General features: G+C 61.4%; 13 protein-coding genes and 2 pseudogenes. 9 read left to right on the top strand and 6 right to left on the bottom strand.

The features are described from left to right. The 4 genes and pseudogenes from AB4Z46_RS32935 to AB4Z46_RS32950 all read right to left on the bottom strand — a co-directional run. A partial coding sequence (locus tag AB4Z46_RS32935; protein ID WP_442287795.1) for a DUF938 domain-containing protein occupies positions 1-157 on the bottom strand: 157 nt, incomplete at its 3' end. 109 nt (positions 158-266) lie between these two features. After that, positions 267-626: pseudogene (locus AB4Z46_RS32940) on the bottom strand (helix-turn-helix domain-containing protein); the annotation flags it as partial. Positions 627-713: 87 nt separating this feature from the next. Continuing rightward, a complete protein-coding gene (locus AB4Z46_RS32945) occupies positions 714-2417 on the bottom strand; it encodes an ATP-binding protein (RefSeq protein WP_442287770.1) in 1704 nt (567 codons plus the stop codon). Between the two features lie 11 nt (positions 2418-2428). Beyond that, complete coding sequence (locus AB4Z46_RS32950) at positions 2429-2896, bottom strand: helix-turn-helix domain-containing protein (protein WP_442287771.1); 468 nt, start codon at positions 2894-2896, stop codon at positions 2429-2431. Between the two features lie 74 nt (positions 2897-2970). Here AB4Z46_RS32950 and AB4Z46_RS32955 point away from each other — a divergent pair, with 74 nt between their 5' ends. Together AB4Z46_RS32955 and AB4Z46_RS32960 are read left to right on the top strand one after the other, a co-directional pair. Continuing rightward, positions 2971-3822, top strand: coding sequence for a class I SAM-dependent methyltransferase (locus tag AB4Z46_RS32955; RefSeq protein ID WP_442287772.1), 852 nt, complete (start codon positions 2971-2973; stop codon positions 3820-3822). Continuing rightward, a pseudogene (locus tag AB4Z46_RS32960) lies at positions 3819-4052 on the top strand (dienelactone hydrolase family protein); the annotation flags it as partial. The gene AB4Z46_RS32955 and the pseudogene AB4Z46_RS32960, both read left to right, overlap by 4 nt. A 75-nt stretch (positions 4053-4127) precedes the next feature. Here AB4Z46_RS32960 and AB4Z46_RS32965 read toward each other — a convergent pair. Next, entirely contained in the window at positions 4128-4718 is a 591-nt protein-coding gene (locus AB4Z46_RS32965) for a hypothetical protein (protein WP_442287773.1), read from the bottom strand. Positions 4719-4839: 121 nt separating this feature from the next. Next, positions 4840-6057, bottom strand: coding sequence for a hypothetical protein (locus AB4Z46_RS32970; RefSeq protein WP_442287774.1), 1218 nt, complete (start codon positions 6055-6057; stop codon positions 4840-4842). A gap of 487 nt (positions 6058-6544) precedes the next feature. Between AB4Z46_RS32970 and AB4Z46_RS32975 the strand changes: the two genes are divergently transcribed. From AB4Z46_RS32975 to AB4Z46_RS33005, 7 genes are all read left to right on the top strand, one after another. Further along, positions 6545-7234: a hypothetical protein gene (locus tag AB4Z46_RS32975; protein ID WP_442287775.1), complete on the top strand. Its 690-nt coding sequence runs from the start codon at positions 6545-6547 to the stop codon at positions 7232-7234. 282 nt (positions 7235-7516) lie between these two features. Continuing rightward, positions 7517-9259, top strand: coding sequence for a type I restriction-modification system subunit M (locus AB4Z46_RS32980; protein ID WP_442287776.1), 1743 nt, complete (start codon positions 7517-7519; stop codon positions 9257-9259). After that, entirely contained in the window at positions 9256-10599 is a 1344-nt protein-coding gene (locus AB4Z46_RS32985; RefSeq protein ID WP_442287777.1) for a restriction endonuclease subunit S, read from the top strand. Before AB4Z46_RS32980 ends, AB4Z46_RS32985 begins: the two co-directional genes overlap by 4 nt. Further along, positions 10596-11468 carry a GIY-YIG nuclease family protein gene (locus AB4Z46_RS32990; protein ID WP_442287778.1) on the top strand — a complete coding sequence of 291 codons (873 nt, stop codon included), beginning with the start codon at positions 10596-10598 and terminating at the stop codon, positions 11466-11468. The genes AB4Z46_RS32985 and AB4Z46_RS32990 overlap by 4 nt, the downstream gene beginning before the upstream one ends. After that, entirely contained in the window at positions 11465-14617 is a 3153-nt protein-coding gene (locus tag AB4Z46_RS32995) for a type I restriction endonuclease subunit R (protein ID WP_442287779.1), read from the top strand. Before AB4Z46_RS32990 ends, AB4Z46_RS32995 begins: the two co-directional genes overlap by 4 nt. A gap of 161 nt (positions 14618-14778) precedes the next feature. Then, on the top strand, positions 14779-17184 hold the full coding sequence (locus tag AB4Z46_RS33000; protein ID WP_442287780.1) for a UvrD-helicase domain-containing protein: 2406 nt from the start codon (positions 14779-14781) through the stop codon (positions 17182-17184). Positions 17185-17186: 2 nt separating this feature from the next. Then, entirely contained in the window at positions 17187-18362 is a 1176-nt protein-coding gene (locus AB4Z46_RS33005; protein ID WP_442287781.1) for a PD-(D/E)XK nuclease family protein, read from the top strand. Positions 18363-18528 lie beyond the last annotated feature (166 nt).

Raw genomic sequence — 18528 nt, forward strand, 5'->3', positions numbered from 1 at the left:
TGAGGGCGGGCAAAGCCCTGGCGAAGTGCGCCACGTGCTGCCCGGTGCCGCTGCCGATCTCGAGCACGAGGCCGCGTGGCGGCAATACGCGCGCAAGTACCTCGAGGATCGGCTGCTTGTTGCGCTCGGGGGAGGGGGCGGTCTCGCGTGCGTCCATGCAGCGATGGTAAGCCTCAAGTCGTGCTCGGCGCCTCAACCGCTCCGTGGAGGCGGGGCGTTTGGTCATGGCTTGGTCGCCTGTGACAGTGGCGTCACGCGGACGCGAACTAATCCCAGGATGCCTTCGGAAGCCCCTTCCTCCCCACCCCCACACCCCCAGCCCCCGCAGCCCGCACGATGCGCTGAAAGGTGTGGCATTCCATATGGCTAGGCGCCGGGCAGGCGGCGGCGTGCCGCAGGCCGTCGCGCATGGCGCTCAGCTTGCGGATCGTCCGGTCGAGCTCGTCCGCCTTGGCCGCGAGCATCTGGCGGTCGATGCGCGGCTGCCCATCGGGCGCGAACATGCGCGCGATCTCGTCGAGCGAGAAGCCGGCGGCGCGCCCCAGCGCGATCAGCGCCAGCCGCTCCAGCACGCCGGGATCGAACAGGCGGCGCAGCCCGCGCCTGCCGGTGGAGGCGATCAGCCCCTATCAGGCCCATGCGTTTCCTTTGACTATGTGCCAGGAGCCCATAGAGGCTCATAGAAGCTCATAGAGGGTTCATAGCAGCCCATATCAAGCACCTTGCGTCACCGTGTAGCTGGCCCAGCGCCGCTCGCCATGCTGCACCAGCCGGCCCTGCTCCTTCATCCGCTTCAGCAGCTTGGCCGCCTGATCCGGCGAAAGGCGGCACAAGGTGATCACGTCGGCGCGTGTCACACGCCCGTGCTGCATCGCGTAGCTCAGTACCATCTGCTCGTGCTGGATCGCCGCGAAGCCGGCTTGCCGTGTATAGGCCGCCTTGTCGCCATCAGCCTGATAGATCCCAGGGGCCAGCGTGTAGGTACGCCCCTTAGTCGCGCCGTGCGCCTGCGCGAGCCCGGCTTCGAGCAGCGCCTCCAGCGTGCGCCTGGCTTGGGCCGGGTCGCGCTGGATATGGAGGGCCAGTTCCTCGGTGGTGAGCCGCTTCAGCTCACGCAGGGCCGCCAGCGCGATCAGGCTATCGATAGGCAAGGCAGCGCCGCGTCGGCCTTCCTCGCTCACCACCAACCTCAGAAAGGCCTCGTCGGCGTCCACCGTGGCGAGTTGCAGCACCACGTTGTGGGTATCGGTGCGTCGGTAGTCGGGCTCGGGTCGACCCAAGCGCAACATGCCTCGATAGATCTTGTCGACGCCCCGGCCCGATCTCTCGACCACGCCCACGCGCTTCATCGCGTCGGCCAGTGCGCGGTTCCGTGGTCGCGGCTCCGTCGTCAGCAGATTGGCCAGCGTCACACCGTCCACCAGCCCGCCGGGGTTGCTGATGGTCAGGCCCTCGTCGTCCAGCCGTACATGCACGGCACCCAGGCGGTGATAGTCGCGATGGACCAGCGCATTGGCCACCGCCTCGCGAAACGCGCCCATGTCCACCTTGGGCACCGGCACGCGGAACAGGCCGACCTGGATTTCGCGCTCCGGGTTGTAGGGGCGGAAGTTGGTCTCCAGCCAGTCCAGGGCCTTGAGCAGCGGGAAGCGGCGGAATTCGTTGAAGCCGACCGCCTCGCGCGCCAGCACCTGAAAGGCAAACTCGTGCGTGGGCACCAGATCTCGCAGCGCCTGCTCGCGCCCGACCAACAGCAGACCGGCGAGCGTGGGCAAGCGGCTGCCGCCCACTTGGCGGGCCGTGAGACCCAGCGCGCCATCGAGCGCCTCGTCATCCAGTTCCAGCAGCACGCGATCGCCACCGTATTGCTGCACGCTCTGGCGCAAACGCTCGCGCTCCAGCGGGTCGAGGTCGGCCAGGGTGGCGCCCGCCACCACCTGCGCCGACGCATCCATCAGCCCGAAGCTGGACGCTCGACTGGAGCGGTCATGCGGCAGCATCGCCACGCATTCGGGCTGGCCATCCGCCTTAAGCCGGCGCCGGAGATAGACGCCGCCCGTGGTCGCGACCTCGCCGTGCGCCTTGGGCACCGCGATATGGGCCACCGCCACGCCGTCGATAGCCATCGATGTGACAGAGACGGTCAGCGACGGCGAAGTTCGCGCCGCCACCAAGCCGGGCAGGCCGGAAAGCTGCATGTGCTCGGCATGCAAACCGGTGGGCGTGCCATCGTCTTCCACGCCCAGCCAAAGCTCTCCGCCCTCGGCGTTGGCCAGGCATGCGATTGCCTCCACCAGCTCACGGTCGGACAGGCGCGCGCGGTCGCTCTTGAATTCGACCGTGAGCGATTCGCACGCGGGCAGCGAATCGGCGTAGCCGGCCGGCGGTTGGGCGAGGGAGGCGGGGCGATCGGTCATGGCATGGCAGCCTACAACAGTGGCGTCACTCGGACGCGAACTAGACCCCCGGGCGCCTTCGGAGCCTTCTTCCTTCCCACCCCCACACCCCCAGCCCCCGCAGCCCGCACGATGCGCTGGAAGGTGGGGCATTCCATGTGGCTGGGCGCCGGGCAGGCGGCGGCGTGCCGCAGGCCGTCGCGCATGGCGCTCAGCTTGCGGATCGTCCTGTCGAGCTCGTCCGCCTTGGCCGCGAGCATCTGGCGGTCGATGCGCGGCTGCCCCTCGGGCGCGAACATGCGCGCGATCTCGTCGAGCGAGAAGCCGGCGGCGCGCCCCAGCGCGATCAGCGCCAGCCGCTCCAGCACGCCGGGATCGAACTGGCGGCGCAGCCCGCGCCTGCCGGTGGAGGCGATCAGCCCCTTTTCGTCATAAAAGCGCAGCGTCGATGCCGGAACGCCGGATTGCTGCGCCACCTCTGCGATGTCCAGATGTCTCACCTCTTGACCTCAAGTCGACTTGAAGTTGCACAGTCTAGCTTCCGCCTCTCGAGGGCAAGCAAAGAAAGACGACCATGGATGCCATCACGCCCCAGACCGACAACGAGCAGACCGCGCTTTGGAACGGACGCGCCGGACGCGCCTGGGTCGACGCACAGCAGGTGCTCGACCAGATGTTCAAGCCGTTCGAAGACCGGCTCGCCGAAGCGGTCCGCGCCGGGCCCGGGCACCGGGTGCTCGACGTCGGCTGCGGCACGGGCAGCACGACGCTCGCCGTGGCGGGGCTGCTCGGCGCCGAGGGCCGCTGCATCGGCATCGACATTTCGGAGCCGATGATCGCCGCCGCCCGGGCCCGCGCCGAACGCGAAGGCACTCCGGCCAGCTTCATCCGCGCCGACGCGCAGACCCACGCATTCGAGCCGGCGAGTTTCGACATGATCATTTCGCGCCTGGGCGTCATGTTTTTCGACGACCCTGCCAGCGCCTTTGCGAACCTGCGGCGTGCCGCAAGGGATGGCGCCGAGCTGCGCTTCGTCGCCTGGCGGAGTGCCGCGGAAAATCCGTTCATGACGACGGCCGAGCGGGCCGCGGCACCGCTGATGCCGAACCTCCCCGCCCGCCGGCCGGACGCGCCGGGGCAATTCGCCTTCGCCGACCGGGACCGGGTCCGCACCATCCTGGAGGAGGGTGGGTGGGGTGAGATCGATGTTCGGCCGATTGATGTGGCGTGCACCCTGCCCGAGAAGGAGTTGATCGGGTACCTGACGCGGCTTGGTCCGGTCGGTCTGGTGCTTCAGGAGGCGGACGATCGGACTCGAACGCGGATCGTCGAAACGGTCCGCGCCGCGTTTGAGCCCTATGTGCATGGGGCGGAAGTCCGGTTTACGGCGGCCTGCTGGATGGTGGGTGCTCGAGCGCCGTCGTGAATGCGCTGGGCGGCCGGCCGAACGTCGAGGTGCATGTGTACCCCGGTGTCGACCATGCGTTTGCGCGGGTGGGCGGCGAGCACTACCACCGTGCGTCGGCGCTGATGGCGCACGAGCGCAGCATCGCCGCACTGAAGAGCGGTCCGCACTACGACCTGGTCACGCTATGGGACAAGCATTGCGAGTACGAGTTCGGCACGCGCAACGTCGACGGCACGATGCGCACGATGCGCACGATGCGCACGATGGTGACGGAAGCCATCGACCCTGGCTTCGTGGTATGAACTCGGAGCGCCCGTAGGTCCTTACATCCTGAACGAGATGGACGCGCTGTACAGGCTCCCACCGGAGCGCTGCACGTTTCGTGCACCTTGCGGTGGACCGTCCGGGTGTTCCGCCATCATGCGAGCCAATCCCGGTGTGATGCCAGCCAGTTGTTTCCCCTCCGCCTGTTGCAGCCGCTGGAGCAGCGCAGGGTCGGATCTTGCAAGCTCCCTGATGCGTTCATACGCCGAGCGAAGTGCGCTCACCAAGTCGTCTCCATTGACGGAAACAAACCTGCCCGGATCCTTTTGTTCAAGGAATCTGATCGCCTGAGATTGGCCGGGGCCGAACGAATAGGTGATCGCCTTCGCGTGGCCCTTTTCGCTGAGACGCGATTCCCAGCCGAGGGAATGAAGCATCGCGCATCGCGCTGCGTAAAGGTCCAACGCCGCGCAGAGAATCTTGTCGTCGAGGAGCACATGGTCATTGCAGAATTTGACGAAGCGATCCTTCACATCCGCCATCGCGTCGCCGTAAACGGCCCACGCCAATGCATCAAGGGCCGTATATGTGAGAACGAGGAGGGGAATGTCCAAAACCTGACTACGGCAAATGGCGATTGCGTCGAACATCTTTCGGAAACTGTTTGTCTGCTCCAGGGGCACGGCTCTTCTCGCGAAAAAAGTCTAGATTTATCAAGTTCAGGGAGTCGGCATTTCCAGGTGCGCCGCGGGCTGCAAGCGCCGACCAGCGTCAGCGGCTCGGGCTCAGCAGTCGTTGAGCCACAACTCGGGCATCCTGCGCCAGCAGATACTCCACTTGCATAAGATGGCAAATCTGCTTCAATAGCGTCGTGCACTTGAACAGATAGCGCGCATAAGGAAGAAGCGTCTCATCGCCGGCATTGCCCTGTCTATACGCCAGCGTGTCGCCGTCGGGTTGCAATCGAACCCAGTTGTGCGCTTCTGCATTGCGCAGCCCGCTGTCGTACTCCGATGCGGCTCCCATGAGCACTGGATTGCCCGTGAAATTATCTCGACGTTTCGCGTTGTCGGACACGAGGTACTTGTCGAGGGAAATGTTCTGAAGTTTGTCAAATGGCCGGCCCAATCGGATGTTGTTCAACGCAGTGAGCAATCCGATTTGCTTGGAAAAAAACTCCTGAGCGACCGAGTAGAAGCCCCGGATCTCCTCAAAATTTACCGACGTCGAGACAGGCTTCTCAGGCATGGCTGCGCTGTTTTTAACGTACAGGTAGACTTGCGAGAACGCTGCCCATCGCTTAAAGAACGCGTCGAATATGAGGTATTGGCCCTCGCGCCAGTCTTTTGCCCAGCTGTACGCGTGTGCCGCTGCCAATCGGGAAAATTCTTGGGTGTGCTGCTTATGGATGGCAATCACTTCGTTCATCAGCGAGTCGTTGCAGCCAAATAGCTGCTCCGTGAAATTCAGAACCGCCATCCAAACTGAGGTGTTGTCTTCTGCGCGCGTTGAAGCCGTCAGCGTCTGAGCGGCCAGGTCGTACTGGCCGTTTCGCTCCAGGCGCCAGCATCGCTGAAGCATTTTCCAGTCGGATGGCGCGTCGGTCAGGGCAAACCAACGGGGTTCGTTTAAGATTTCAGGCGTTCGTTGCGCGAGGATCTTTTTGGCATGCGGCGTTTTCGACATCGCGTCCATGAAATCCATCGCCCCAAAGTATTGGGGGTCGCGTGCGGATCGCTCGTCGGCGACGAAATCCGTCGAGAGGTATTGGTAGCTTGTCTTTTCAACTGGCTCGTCGGCGGGCTCGCATAAGCTGGCTCCCGTGACGGCAGGGCCGCTATTCGCCAATCCATACAGGTCGAACTCGATTGGTTCGCTGCAGCGATGGCAGCAGAACCTGTGGACTTGGTCCGCGCCATATCCAATTTGGACACGCAAAGTGTGGTGCGTCGCGCAGGTGTCGCAGCGAATGTAGTAGCGGTTGATCATGAATGTGAGCGGTGCGTGCTGATTAGAGCTCTCGGCTGAAGCCGATGCTACAGCCCGCAGGGGTCAGCTTGGCCTCCTCGACGGCACCTGTGCAGAACTCGGTGTCCATTGAGACCAACACCCGCGAGGCCAGCACTCGGCAGCCGGACAAGTCGATCACTGCACCAAGGTGGAACTGTCTACCCATGAACTTTGGTGAGCACCACATGCTGGAGCCTCAGATACGCTGGTTCAAGACGGGTTCGCCGGACGCATACTGAGCGCTGACGAGGACGGTCCACCCGTTTGTTGAGTTGGCAAAGTGCATGACGAGGACGGCGAGGCGCGGGACACGCCGGGACGCGTCGACGCATGTACTGACACCCACCTCGACCACGAAAGTGGACTGGTTGGTAAGACACGCCTGAGGTGAATGACGGCTCGGGCGCCACCAACCCACCCACACAACGAAGGCTGATCCCCGCGCGTCCGCGCCACAATCGCAGCCATGTCAATCACCAGCAACCTCGGGCTCTTCAGCACTATCGTTTTCGTCGTCTTCGGTGCCGTGTTCATCATTGGCTACGCGGGACGACAACTCGCGTATCGACACGGCTCGGACATCCGCATCGTCTGGTATTTGTTTTCGCTGGCTTTGACTTCTACGTTCTTGATCGCATGGTGGGCCACAAGTGCTGGCGCTATCGATGCGGCTGGCAACTTCCACGGCACCGCTGGCGCGGTGCTCCACAAGCTCCTCGAGCTCATGCTCGACCTCCAAGCCGACCTGAAGATCCTCGGAGCGATGGTGGCGCTGGTGATCCTCCCCCAGTTCCTCAGCTATGTGCTCAGTGGTCTGTTCGGCTGCGCTGTGGCTCCAATGCTGGTCGGCCCCTCCTTCCGCTTCTTCTTCTGGAGCGTTGTCAAGTCCTTCGTCATTGCGGCTGGCATCATTTTGGTTGTTGCAGTCTTCGGCTGGGTCCAAGGCTGGAACGGCCTGAGCGCTAGAAAGGCCGTCGAGCTGGCGGGCACGACGCTGTTGTTGCTCACCATGTCTTTCTTCTTGCTCTATATCTATCGTGACCTTGGTGGGGCCATTCAGCCGTCGAACAGTCCCGGCGTCGTGAAGATTCGCCGCGCCCTTCAAGGCATCAATGCCTGGGCAAATCGACGGACCGCTTCGCCGTCCGGCCGCTAGCCAACATCGGCTGCCGGGCCATAGGTGGAGCGCCGACATTTTGACAGTGTCATTGTTCGTGAATCTTCGGACAGCGGAAAGCCTGGAAACGTCATCCCGATTGAGACCACGCTGCGCGTTCGCGCTGCTTCGCCCGGACCGAAGACGGATGGTCTCGCACGGAATATGTGGGGGCAGAGGGTCCGAGAGCCTCGTCTGAGATGATTCGAGGCTGCCATCCGGGCGGGGTGCCCGCGTCATAAACTCCCGTAGGGCATACCAGCCACCCGCTTCTCCTTCAGAATGAACCAACAAGCTCTTTCCGCCTTCCTATGGTCCGTCGCCGATCTCCTTCGTGGCGACTACAAGCAATCCGACTACGGCAAAGTCATCCTGCCGTTTACTGTGCTGCGGCGGCTCGATTGCGTTCTTGAGTCGACCAAGCCTGCGGTCCTAGAACAAAACGCCCGCCGACTCAAGGAAGGGCTGAACCCGGAGCCCTTCTTGCTTCGGGAGGCCGGTCAGAGCTTCTACAACACCTCGCCGATGGACATGAAGGTGCTACTCGGCGACGCGGACCACATCGCCCAGAACCTCTACAGCTACATCCAGGGCTTCTCGCCCGCCGTGCGCGACGTGTTCGAGCATTTCGAGTTTCAGGCCCAAATCGACCGCTTGTCCAAGGCCAAGCTGCTGTACCAGGTGGCCGAGAAGTTCGCCAACATCGATCTGCACCCAGACCACGTAAGCAACACCCAGATGGGTCACGTGTTCGAGGAGTTGATCCGCAAGTTCGCGGAACTTAGCAACGAAACGGCCGGGGAACACTTCACGCCCCGCGAAGTCATCCGCCTGATGGTCAACCTGATCTTCATCGAGGACGACGAGATCTTGAGCAAGCCCGGCGTCGTGCGCACGATTTACGACCCGACTGCCGGAACCGGCGGCATGCTGACGGCAGCCGGCGAGTACCTGGCCGAGCACAACCCGCAAGCGCGGCTGACCGTGTCGGGGCAGGAACTCAACCCCGAGTCGTATGCGATCTGCAGGGCCGACATGCTGATCAAAGGGCAGGACGTCGCGAACATCGCCTTCGGCAACACGCTGAGCGAAGATGGTCATGCGCACAAACACTTCGATTACATGCTGTCCAACCCACCCTTTGGCGTCGAGTGGAAAAAGGTCGAGAAGGAAGTTCGCAAGGAGCACGAGCAGCAGGGATTCAACGGGCGCTTCGGCCCCGGCTTGCCGCGCGTGTCGGACGGCTCCATGCTGTTTCTGCTGCACCTGCTGTCCAAGATGCGCCCTGCCGCTGAAGGCGGCAGTCGCTTTGGCATCGTGCTCAACGGCTCGCCCCTGTTTACTGGCGGTGCCGGTAGCGGCGAGAGCGAGATCCGACGCTACGTGCTAGAGAACGACCTGTGCGAGGCCATTGTCGGCCTGCCAACCGACATGTTCTACAACACCGGCATCAGCACCTATGTGTGGATCATCAGTAATCGCAAGCCGGCCGCGCGCAAGGGCAAAGTGCAACTGATTGACTCCTCGGGCTTTTGGCAGAGGATGCGCAAAACCCTCGGGTCCAAGCGCAAGGAGCTTAGCGACGATCACATTGATCGGATCACGCGTCTGTTCGGCGACTTCGTCGAAGCCGAGGAAGACGGCAAGCCAATCAGTCTGATCTTCAAGAACGAGGACTTCGGCTATCGCACTCTCACGGTAGAGCGCCCACTGCGTGACGCCGAAGGAAAAGTGGTGCTCGGCGAGCGCGGCAAGCTCAAGGGCAAGCCCCAACCTGACTCGGCGCTGCGCGACTCTGAAAATGTGCCACTCGATGAGGACGTGGAGGCGTACTTCAAGCGCGAGGTGCTGCCGCACGCGCCTGACGCATGGATCGACCATGAGAAGACCAAGGTGGGCTACGAGGTTCCGTTCAACCGGCACTTCTACGTGTTCCACCCGCCGCGCCCGCTGGCCGAGATCGACGCCGAACTCAAGCTGACGACGGACCGTATTCTGGAAATGATCAAGGGGCTAACGGCATGAGCTTGCCGAGGTATTCAGCGTACAAGGACAGCGGGGTTCAATGGCTGGGCGAGGTGCCAACGGAATGGGGCGTAGCGCCTTTGAAACGTGGTTACGGAGTGGTTGGCGGATCGACTCCGAAGTCCGAAGTTGAGGACTATTGGGACGGGAAATTCATCTGGGTTACACCGGCCGATCTCTCAAGACTCGCCACTTTCGAAATCGCCGATTCCCTGAGAAAAATTACCGAACAAGGCCTGCAGTCTTGCGGCACAACTATCGTGCCGCGTGGAAGTATTGTGCTATCAACTCGTGCCCCGATCGGCTCACTTGGCATCGCGGCCGTAGAGCTATGTACGAATCAGGGCTGCAAGGCGCTGGTCCCACGTAGTGGACAGCTATCTCGGTTTACGGCGTACTTCTTGAGTGTTGCAACGGAAGCTCTAAACGTGCGGGGTAAGGGAACGACTTTTCTTGAGCTTTCCGCCGATGAACTCGCTGCCTTCAGAATCCCATCTCCAACGACCTCGGAACAAGAAGCTGTTTCTGCCTTCCTCGACCGCGAAACCGCCAAGATTGACGCGTTGGTCGCTGAACAGAAAAGGCTCATCGCGCTACTCAAGGAAAAGCGCCAGGCTGTCATCTCCCATGCTGTGACCAAGGGGCTTGATCCGAAGGTGCCGATGAAGGATTCGGGGGTGGAGTGGTTGGGGGAGGTTCCGGCGCATTGGAAAACGGTACCGCTAAAGTTCGTCGCTACCGTCCAGACGGGGATTGCCAAGGGTAAAGACAATACCGGAAAGGAAACGACGACAGTGCCGTATCTTCGCGTCGCCAACGTTCAGGATGGCTACCTCGCGCTCGATGACATGGCAAGCATCGAGATTCCGGCATCTGATGTTCCGCGCTATCTGTTGCGTTCTGGGGATGTGCTGATGAACGAAGGCGGCGACTTCGACAAGCTGGGACGTGGCCACATCTGGCGTGCCGAAATCGAGCCGTGTATCCATCAGAACCATGTGTTTGCGGTGCGCCCTCATGGAATCTCGCCGGAATGGCTCAATACGATCACCGGTTCGGCCTATGCGCAGTTCTATTTCATGACGAGGTCCAAACAAAGTACGAATCTCGCGTCAATCTCGTCTTCCAACATCATGGATCTACCGATCGTGTTGCCTCCAATAGCCGAGCAAGTGGCGATACTCGATTTCATTGGACGCCAAGCTGCGCAGCTCGATGAACTCAGTCAACAGGCCCAAACCGCCGTTGGACTTCTTCAAGAACGTCGCACTGCCCTGATCTCCGCCGCCGTCACCGGCAAGATCGACGTTCGCGGAGCCGTCACGGAAGAGGTTGCATGACCAACGACACTCCCAAAACCATCCAGATCTTCCTGCCACACGGCGACCCGCGCGGCATTCGCGTGGCCGAGATCACGACGCGCATTGTGCAGGTCATCGAGGTGCCGCGCAGCCTACTGCCGGAGTTCCTGAAGATGCCGGAAAGCGATCAGGTGGCGTTGTATTTTCTGTTTGGCGAGGCCGAGGACGGTGCAGACCCCAAGGTGTACATCGGGCAGACGGGCGACCTGCGTGCGCGGCTCGCGAAGCACAACAAGGAGAAGGAGTTTTGGGAGCGCGCGCTGATACTGATTTCTCGCACCAACAGTCTGACGCAGACGCATGCGCTGTTTCTGGAGTGGTGCTGTTTGCAAGCCGCCCGAAAGGCAGCGCGCTATCGCGACGAGAATGGAAACAGCGGCAGCAAGCCGCACACGCCCGCGCCGCTGGAGGCGGATTGTCGGGAGATCTATGCGACCGGGCATACCTTGCTCGCGACCCTGGGCTATCCCATCTTTACCCCGGTGGCCAAGCCTCTTTCTGCCACGCCACCGGACGAGCTCTTCTACTGCAGGTCAGCGGGAGTTGATGGCCGCGGCATGTACACCGAAGAGGGCTTTGTAGTCTTGAAGGGCTCCTTCGGTCAAAGGGCGCATGGACGGTCAATTGTCGGCATGCCGGCCGAGCGGCAGAGACAGCGCTTGCTGGAATCGGGGACCATGCAGATCGAAGGCGAAACGATGACCTTCGAGCGCGATCACCTTTTCAATTCACCGAGCTTGGCGGCTGCCGTGATTTTGGGTCGAAGCAGCAATGGCTGGATCGAATGGGAAACCAAGGACGGGCAAACCTTGGACGCAGTCAAACGCCAGAACACGAGGATTGCATGAGCCTGCACAAAGAGATCGAGTTCGAGAACGACATCTGCAACCATCTGGGTGAACATGGTTGGCTCTATGAGCAGAACGCGCACCTCTACGACACCCCGCGCGCACTTTTCCCCTCCGATGTGATCGTATGGGTTCAGGAGACCCAGCCCAAGGCGTGGGAAGCCCTCAGCAAGAACCACGGCGCCGCCGCCGAGGCCGTGCTGCTCGATCGCCTGCGTAAACAACTCGACGAGCGTGGAACGCTGGAAGTGCTGCGCTTCGGCATCGAAATGCTCGGCGTGCGCGAGCCCCTGAAGCTGGCCCAGTTCAAACCCGCGCTGGCAATGAACCCCGACCTACAAGCTCGATATGCCGCCAATCGCCTTCGCGTCGTGCGCCAGGTGCGTACCAATCACAATGACGTGATCGATCTCGTGCTGTTCCTGAACGGCATCCCCGTCGCGACGGCTGAGATCAAGACCAACTTCACGCAGGACGTCAACGAAGCTGTCGACCAGTACCGCTTCGAGCGCCAACCCAAGCCCAAGGGCAAGTCGTCGGCGGAGCCTTTGCTCGAATTTCCGCGCGGTGCGCTGGTCCACTTTGCCGTCAGCAACAGCACGGTCATGATGACCACCAAGCTGCAAGGCCCGACCACCAGCTTTCTGCCCTTCAACCTCGGTGACGATGGCGCCGCCGGCAACCCGCTCAATCCGAAGGGCCACCGCACTGCGTATCTGTGGGAACAGGTCTGGCAGCTTGACAGTTGGCTGGAGATCCTCGGCCGCTACCTTGTCACCAAGCGCGACAGCAAGAAGAAGATCGCCGGCGTCATCTTCCCCCGTTACCACCAGCTCGACGCCACGCGCAAGCTGCTCGCGGCCGTGCTGGAGGAGGGTGCCGGGCAGAAGTACCTGATCCAGCATTCGGCCGGCTCAGGCAAGACCAACTCGATCGCGTGGACCGCCCACTTCCTGGCGGATCTGCACGACGACCAGCACAAGAAGCTGTTCGACAGCGTGTTGGTGGTGAGTGACCGCAATGTGCTCGACGTCCAATTGCAGGAGGCAATCTTCGACTTCGAGCGCACGGCAGGCGTCGTCGCCACCATCAAGGGGGAGAGCCAGAGCAAGAGCGGCGAACTCGCTGAAGCGCTCTCGGGTGGCAAGAAGATCGTGGTCTGCACCATCCAGACCTTCCCGTTCGCTCTCAAAGCAGTGCAGGACCTCGCAGCCACGCAGGGCAAGCGCTTTGCTGTGATCGCCGACGAAGCCCACAGCTCTCAAGCTGGTCCCACGGCCTCCATGCTCAAGCAAGTACTCGGCGCCGAAGAGCTCAAAGAACTGGCCGACGGCGGCGAGTTCGGCACCGAAGACCTGCTGGCAGCCCAGATGGCCACTCGTGCCAATGTGGCTGGCATCACCTACGTTGCCTTCACGGCCACCCCCAAGGCCAAGACGCTGGAGCTGTTCGGCCGCAAGCCCAATGCAGAACAAGCCGCCGGCCCGGACAACCTGCCGGCGCCATTCCACGTCTACTCGATGCGCCAAGCGATCGAAGAGGGATTCATCCTCGACGTGCTGAAGAACTACACGCCCTACAAGCTGGCCTTCAAACTGGCAAACGAGGGAAAGGAGTGGGACGAGAAGGAGGTCGAGCGCAGCGAGGCGATGAAGCACCTGATGCGCTGGGTGCGCCTGCACCCCTACAACATCAGCCAGAAGGTCGCGATCGTTGTGGAACACTTCCGCGAGAACGTGGCGCCCCTGTTGAACGGTCATGCCAAGGCCATGGTGGTGGTCGGCAGCCGTGTCGAAGCCGTGCGCTGGCAGCTGGCGATCGACAAGTACATCAAGGACAGCGGCTACATCCTCGGCGCGCTGGTGGCCTTCTCTGGTGAGGTCAACGATTCGCAGTCGATTCCTGAGCCCGTCACGGAAAACAGTTCCAAGCTGAACCCGAACCTCAAGGGCCGCGACATGCGCGAGGCCTTCGCCACGGATGAGTACCAGATCTTGTTGGTCGCTAACAAGTTTCAGACCGGGTTCGATCAGCCGCTGCTGTGCGGGATGTATGTCGACAAGCGCCTGGGCGGCATCCAGGCGGTGCAAACACTGTCGCGGCTGAATCGCGCCTACAGCGGGCCGTTCGGCGTCAAAGACACGACCTATGTGCTCGACTTCGTGAACGAGCCCGACGAGGTGTTGGCGGCCTTCAAGACCTACTACGCGACCGCCGAACTGTCCGGCGTGACCGATCCGGATTTGGTCTACGACCTGCGTGCCAAGCTGGATGCATCGGGCCACTACGATGACTTCGAGATCGATCGAGTGGCGATGGTAGAGCTGAACTCGAAGGCGACGCAAGCCGACCTCGTCGCCGCGATCGAACCGGTGGCGGATAGGCTGCTCAAGCAATTTAAGGCGGCACGTCAGGCGCTGCTCGACAGCGAGGCGTCGGCGGCCAGCCGGGACACGAGGGCCGCGCAGGATGCCAAGGACACGCTGGACGCGCTGACGCTGTTCAAGCGCGATCTCGGCGCCTTCTTGCGCGTGTATGCATTCCTGAGTCAGGTCTTCGACTACGGCAACACAGCTATCGAGAAGCGCGCGATTTTCTTCAAGCGTCTGCTACCCCTGCTCGACTTTGGTCGCGAGCGTGAGGGGATTGACATGTCAAAGGTAGTCCTGACTCATCACAAGCTCAAGGACGACGGGAAGCGAAATCTGGCTCTGCATGAGCCGGGGGCTGAGTACAAGCTGCAGCCGCTAATCGAGACGGGCGCGGGCGAGGTGCAGGACAAGGTCAAAGAGTTGTTGTCCGAGATCGTCGCGAAGGTGAACGACCTGTTCGAGGGCGAACTGACGGACGACGACAAGCTGGTCTATGTGAACAACGTGCTCAAGGGCAAGTTGCTGGAGTCGGATGTGCTCGTGCAACAGGCGATGAATAACTCGAAAGGGCAGTTCGCCAACTCCCCCGACCTAGCAACTGAGCTGATGAGCGCGATCATGGATGCGTTCGCGGCCAACACGACAATGAGTACGCAAGCCCTGGATTCAGATCGGGTGCGCAACGGACTGAAGGACATTCTTCTTGGCCCAGCGCAACTATACGAAGCCTTAAGGGCGCGAGGTCAGAACATTCCATGCGTCCCGGCGCCGCTATAGCAAAACGAGGCTCTTTCAGTCTCTTGCAAGTAGGTCGCGACCTTCCCTGCCAGTTCCGGACTTCGGCGCGTGCGCCTTGCATGGTTATCGCTTCTTAGCTCTTGGATTTCACATCTTGAGAAGTCTGGATAATAGACCGCACGACAACAGAGAAGACCCCGATGATTACTGAGTCTGAATACATCGATGCCCTGGCAAAAATCGTTCTTGGAGGAAGGCATCCGAATCGTCATCAAACGAGTTGTTTGGTTCACCCGCTTGCACCGGATCTAATGATCGTCGCGGGACCTGGCAGCGGCAAGACTACGGTGCTGGTGCTCCGAGCGTTGCGACATGTGATCGTGGACGGGGTACTTCCTGAAGACGTACTCATTACGACCTTCACAAAGAAAGCAGCAGCAGAGATCCGCAGCCGATTGATTTCCTGGGGCATCTTGCTCTTGGATCACTTCAAGGAAGTCAGTATCCAGCGCAAGGATGAGCCACTAGCGCGGCACTTGGCCCTCTGTGATGTGAACGGGTTCATGACCGGAACTTTGGACAGCCTCTGTGAGAAATGGAACGCGCGCATGCGGCATCAGGGGGAGGTGCCGCCCGTCATGATTGAGACTTTTGCCGCCCGCCAAATTTTCTCGCGATCCGTATTTGGCGCTATCTATCGCGACCCGGTCAACAAGGCGGCGCTTGACGACCTGTTGGCTGCTTACACCTGGGAGCAAAAGGCGCCTGAGTCGCAAGGTGAGGCGGTCGAGGTTGCGAAGCTCATGGTGGACAGGCTGGTGCAGGATCTTGCTGACGTCGACACGTTCGCTTCGGCCGCCGGCTCGCATGCATTTGCCCGAAAACTGATTGCCCAATGCCTGCGGGATCTGCATGCATTGATGCGCAATCGTGGTCAATATGACTTTGCCCTCCTCGAGGCCGATTTCCTAAGGAAGCTCAAGGATCCAGTCTTGCGCGCCAAGATCGACCTGCCGAGAGTTTTGTTAATTGACGAGTATCAGGATACGAATCCGCTGCAGGAGGCGATCTATTTCAACCTGGCGGCGGTGGGCAGCGCGAGCGTCACGATCGTGGGCGACGACGATCAGGCACTGTATCGATTCCGTGGTGCGACGGTGGAACTGTTCCGTGACTTTCGCAACCGGTTTACTGCGGCTACCGGCCGTTCGGAACCCGCGATGGAGTACTTGGTGGACAACTATCGGTCAACCGAACCGATTGTCCGTTTCTGCAACGACTTCATCGGGAACGATCCCAATTTCCTGCCGGCCCGGGTGACGCCGCCGAAGCCGGCCATCGTCGCCTCCGGGTCGAACAAGTCCAAGCAGGTCCCGATCCTTGGTATGTTCCGCGCATCGCCCGACGCACTCGCGACCAGCCTCGCGGGAATGATTCACAGCGTGTTTCGCGGAGGCGGCTACACCATTGCCGGTACCACGACCACGATTCGCGGTTTCGAAAATGGCGGCGACTGCGCCGACGCAGTGCTTATGGCCCACAGCGTGAACGAGTTCGCGCGCCCGTTCATGGGCAAGCCAGGTAAGGCCCGGTTGCCCTGGTTGCTGCGGGAGGAACTGGCGGCCCTGGGCGTGAGTGTGTTCAACCCGCGTGGTCGCGCGCTGAAGGACATCCCACAGATTCGGCAGATGCTGGGGCTTGTATGCCTGTGCATCGATCCAGACCAACTGCTGCTGGATGCGATGGCAATGTACGGAAACACGAAGCGGGAGATGATGAGCTGGAGAGTCGACGCGCGTGCCTTCGTGGCGCAGAATCCCGCGCCGAATCGGCCGCACGAACTGGCCTCCTATGTGGAGGCGTGGCGCACAGGCGTGCCGCAAACTGCGGGCATGCGGGAATGGCCTCAGGAGTGGCCGATCCTCGACCTCCTGTACAAACTTCTGGCGTGGTTTCCCGAATTCCAGCACCTCCCGGAGTTCCAGGTGTACTTAGAGGCGATCACCAGGAGTGCCACCCAGGCCACTGCCTTTTCGCCATATCAGGGACGGTTGATGCGAGACGAGCCGCACCACTCTCGCAGTCGTGAGAGCGTGTTGAGAGACATCCTGGCGCCTATCGCGGAGAACATCGTCGAAGTCGATGAGGACTTGCTAACTCATCTTCCGAGGAATCACCTGAACGTCATGACGATCCACCAGAGCAAGGGCCTGGAGTTTCCGCTCGTCATCGTTGACGTGGGCGCCGATTTTTCGAGGAACTCGCCACAGCAGCGGTTTAAGCGTTTCCCCGACGAGGCGTCGAACGTGGCCAGAATGGAAGACGATCTCCAGGACTACGCGGAGGTGGGCGCGCTGCGTACACGTCGCAGTTCACTGGACCGCACGTTCGAGGACCTCATACGGCTGTACTACGTCGCATACAGCCGGCCGCAAACTGCATTGCTCCTCGTGGGGCACACCAACCAACTCGGGTACAGCACCTCTATCCGGAACATCGCTACGTTTTGGCGGCAGGGCGGTACTTGGCCGTGGCAGCAAGGCACGCCCGTTCCAGGCAGGAAGCCCCCAGCCTCAGTGAGCGGCTTTGGAATTGTGGAGATCTGAGCATGGCACTCGAAACCCGACACGCGACAAAATTGGTCCCCAGCTATAGCCTGACCGGCGACCTCCTTTCATACTTACGGTGCGGGCTCCAGTACCGCTACCAGAATGGCAGCGCGCTGCCGCCATCCCGGCCCGTGCAACTGTGGTTCGGCGAGTTCATTCATGGCGTCATGGAGGCGGCGTACCGGCTCTGGACGGATGGAATGGCGGATTTCAGCAAGCCCTGGCCGTGTTCGATGACCGAATGGGATGCGCGCAAGAGCCCAGACCCTACGCGGCTGGTACACGACATTGGCGTCATTGGAGAGAAGATTGAGATGTCGCTGGCCAACCAAGGCAAGCGGCCGCGCAACCGCAACGTGCGGACGGCGGCGTATCGGCGCGCCGAAGTGGCGATCAATCTGGTCGGAAAGCATCTGTTCCCATTGGTCACGCTGGCAGAAGAACCGTTGCGCGGCGCGAGGCTGATTCCGAATGCGATGGGCCTGCGCGCCGACCGCTACGAACTCACGGGCGTGGCAGACGTGTTGTCGCACATTAAGGTGAACGAATGCCCTACATCCAACCCCTTCAGGCAAGCGTTGCAACTCGCGTGTACGGCGCTGCCCGAGCAGTACGAAGTTGTCGTGGATTACAAGGGAGCGCATCGCCCCAACAGCGATTCGCCGTACTGGCAACAGGGCGAGTGGCAGGTCCACACCTATGCCTGGTTGCGCAACCGCAAGGACCCGCCGGTGAAAGTGGCTGCGGGAATACTGATCTACATCAACGAACTGTCGCCTGGCAACGACGACATCGTCAACCTCAAACGGGGACTGGCGGACGGCACGACCGACGAGGCTCCGTTGACCGCGGAGGAACGCGGGCGTCTGGACAGATGGCGCCCCGGGAACGACACGGAGAACCTGCTGTCGCTGGAATACCGCTGGCGCAGGGCCGTGCGTGTCGTGCCGGCGACGCCGGAGGCCATTGCGAGGGCGACAACGGAATTCGACGACGTCGTACGGAACATCGAGTCGCTCATCGCTGAAGAAGGTCGGGCAGGGAACATCGGCCAAGTGTGGCGTCCCAACTGTAAAGACAGGTCTACCTGCGACGCCTGTGATTTCAGGACTTTCTGCCCACAGCAGGCCGGTTGGACCAAACCTCGGGTGCCCTCGGCGCCGGAGGCGCCGTAATAACTGCAGCCTCTCTTCGGGGATAGGGTCGCAGTTATTTTGAGGTATCCTCCGGGATATATGCAGTTAATCGTCGCAGTGAACTGTACCTCTAGAAAAACTGTTGAACCCGGTGGAAGCCTTTGCGCTCGCGACCTCGGGCGGGGAGAGGTCGCACAACTTGCCA

The organism is Variovorax sp. M-6, from assembly GCF_052114385.1.
Taxonomy (GTDB): domain Bacteria; phylum Pseudomonadota; class Gammaproteobacteria; order Burkholderiales; family Burkholderiaceae_C; genus Variovorax.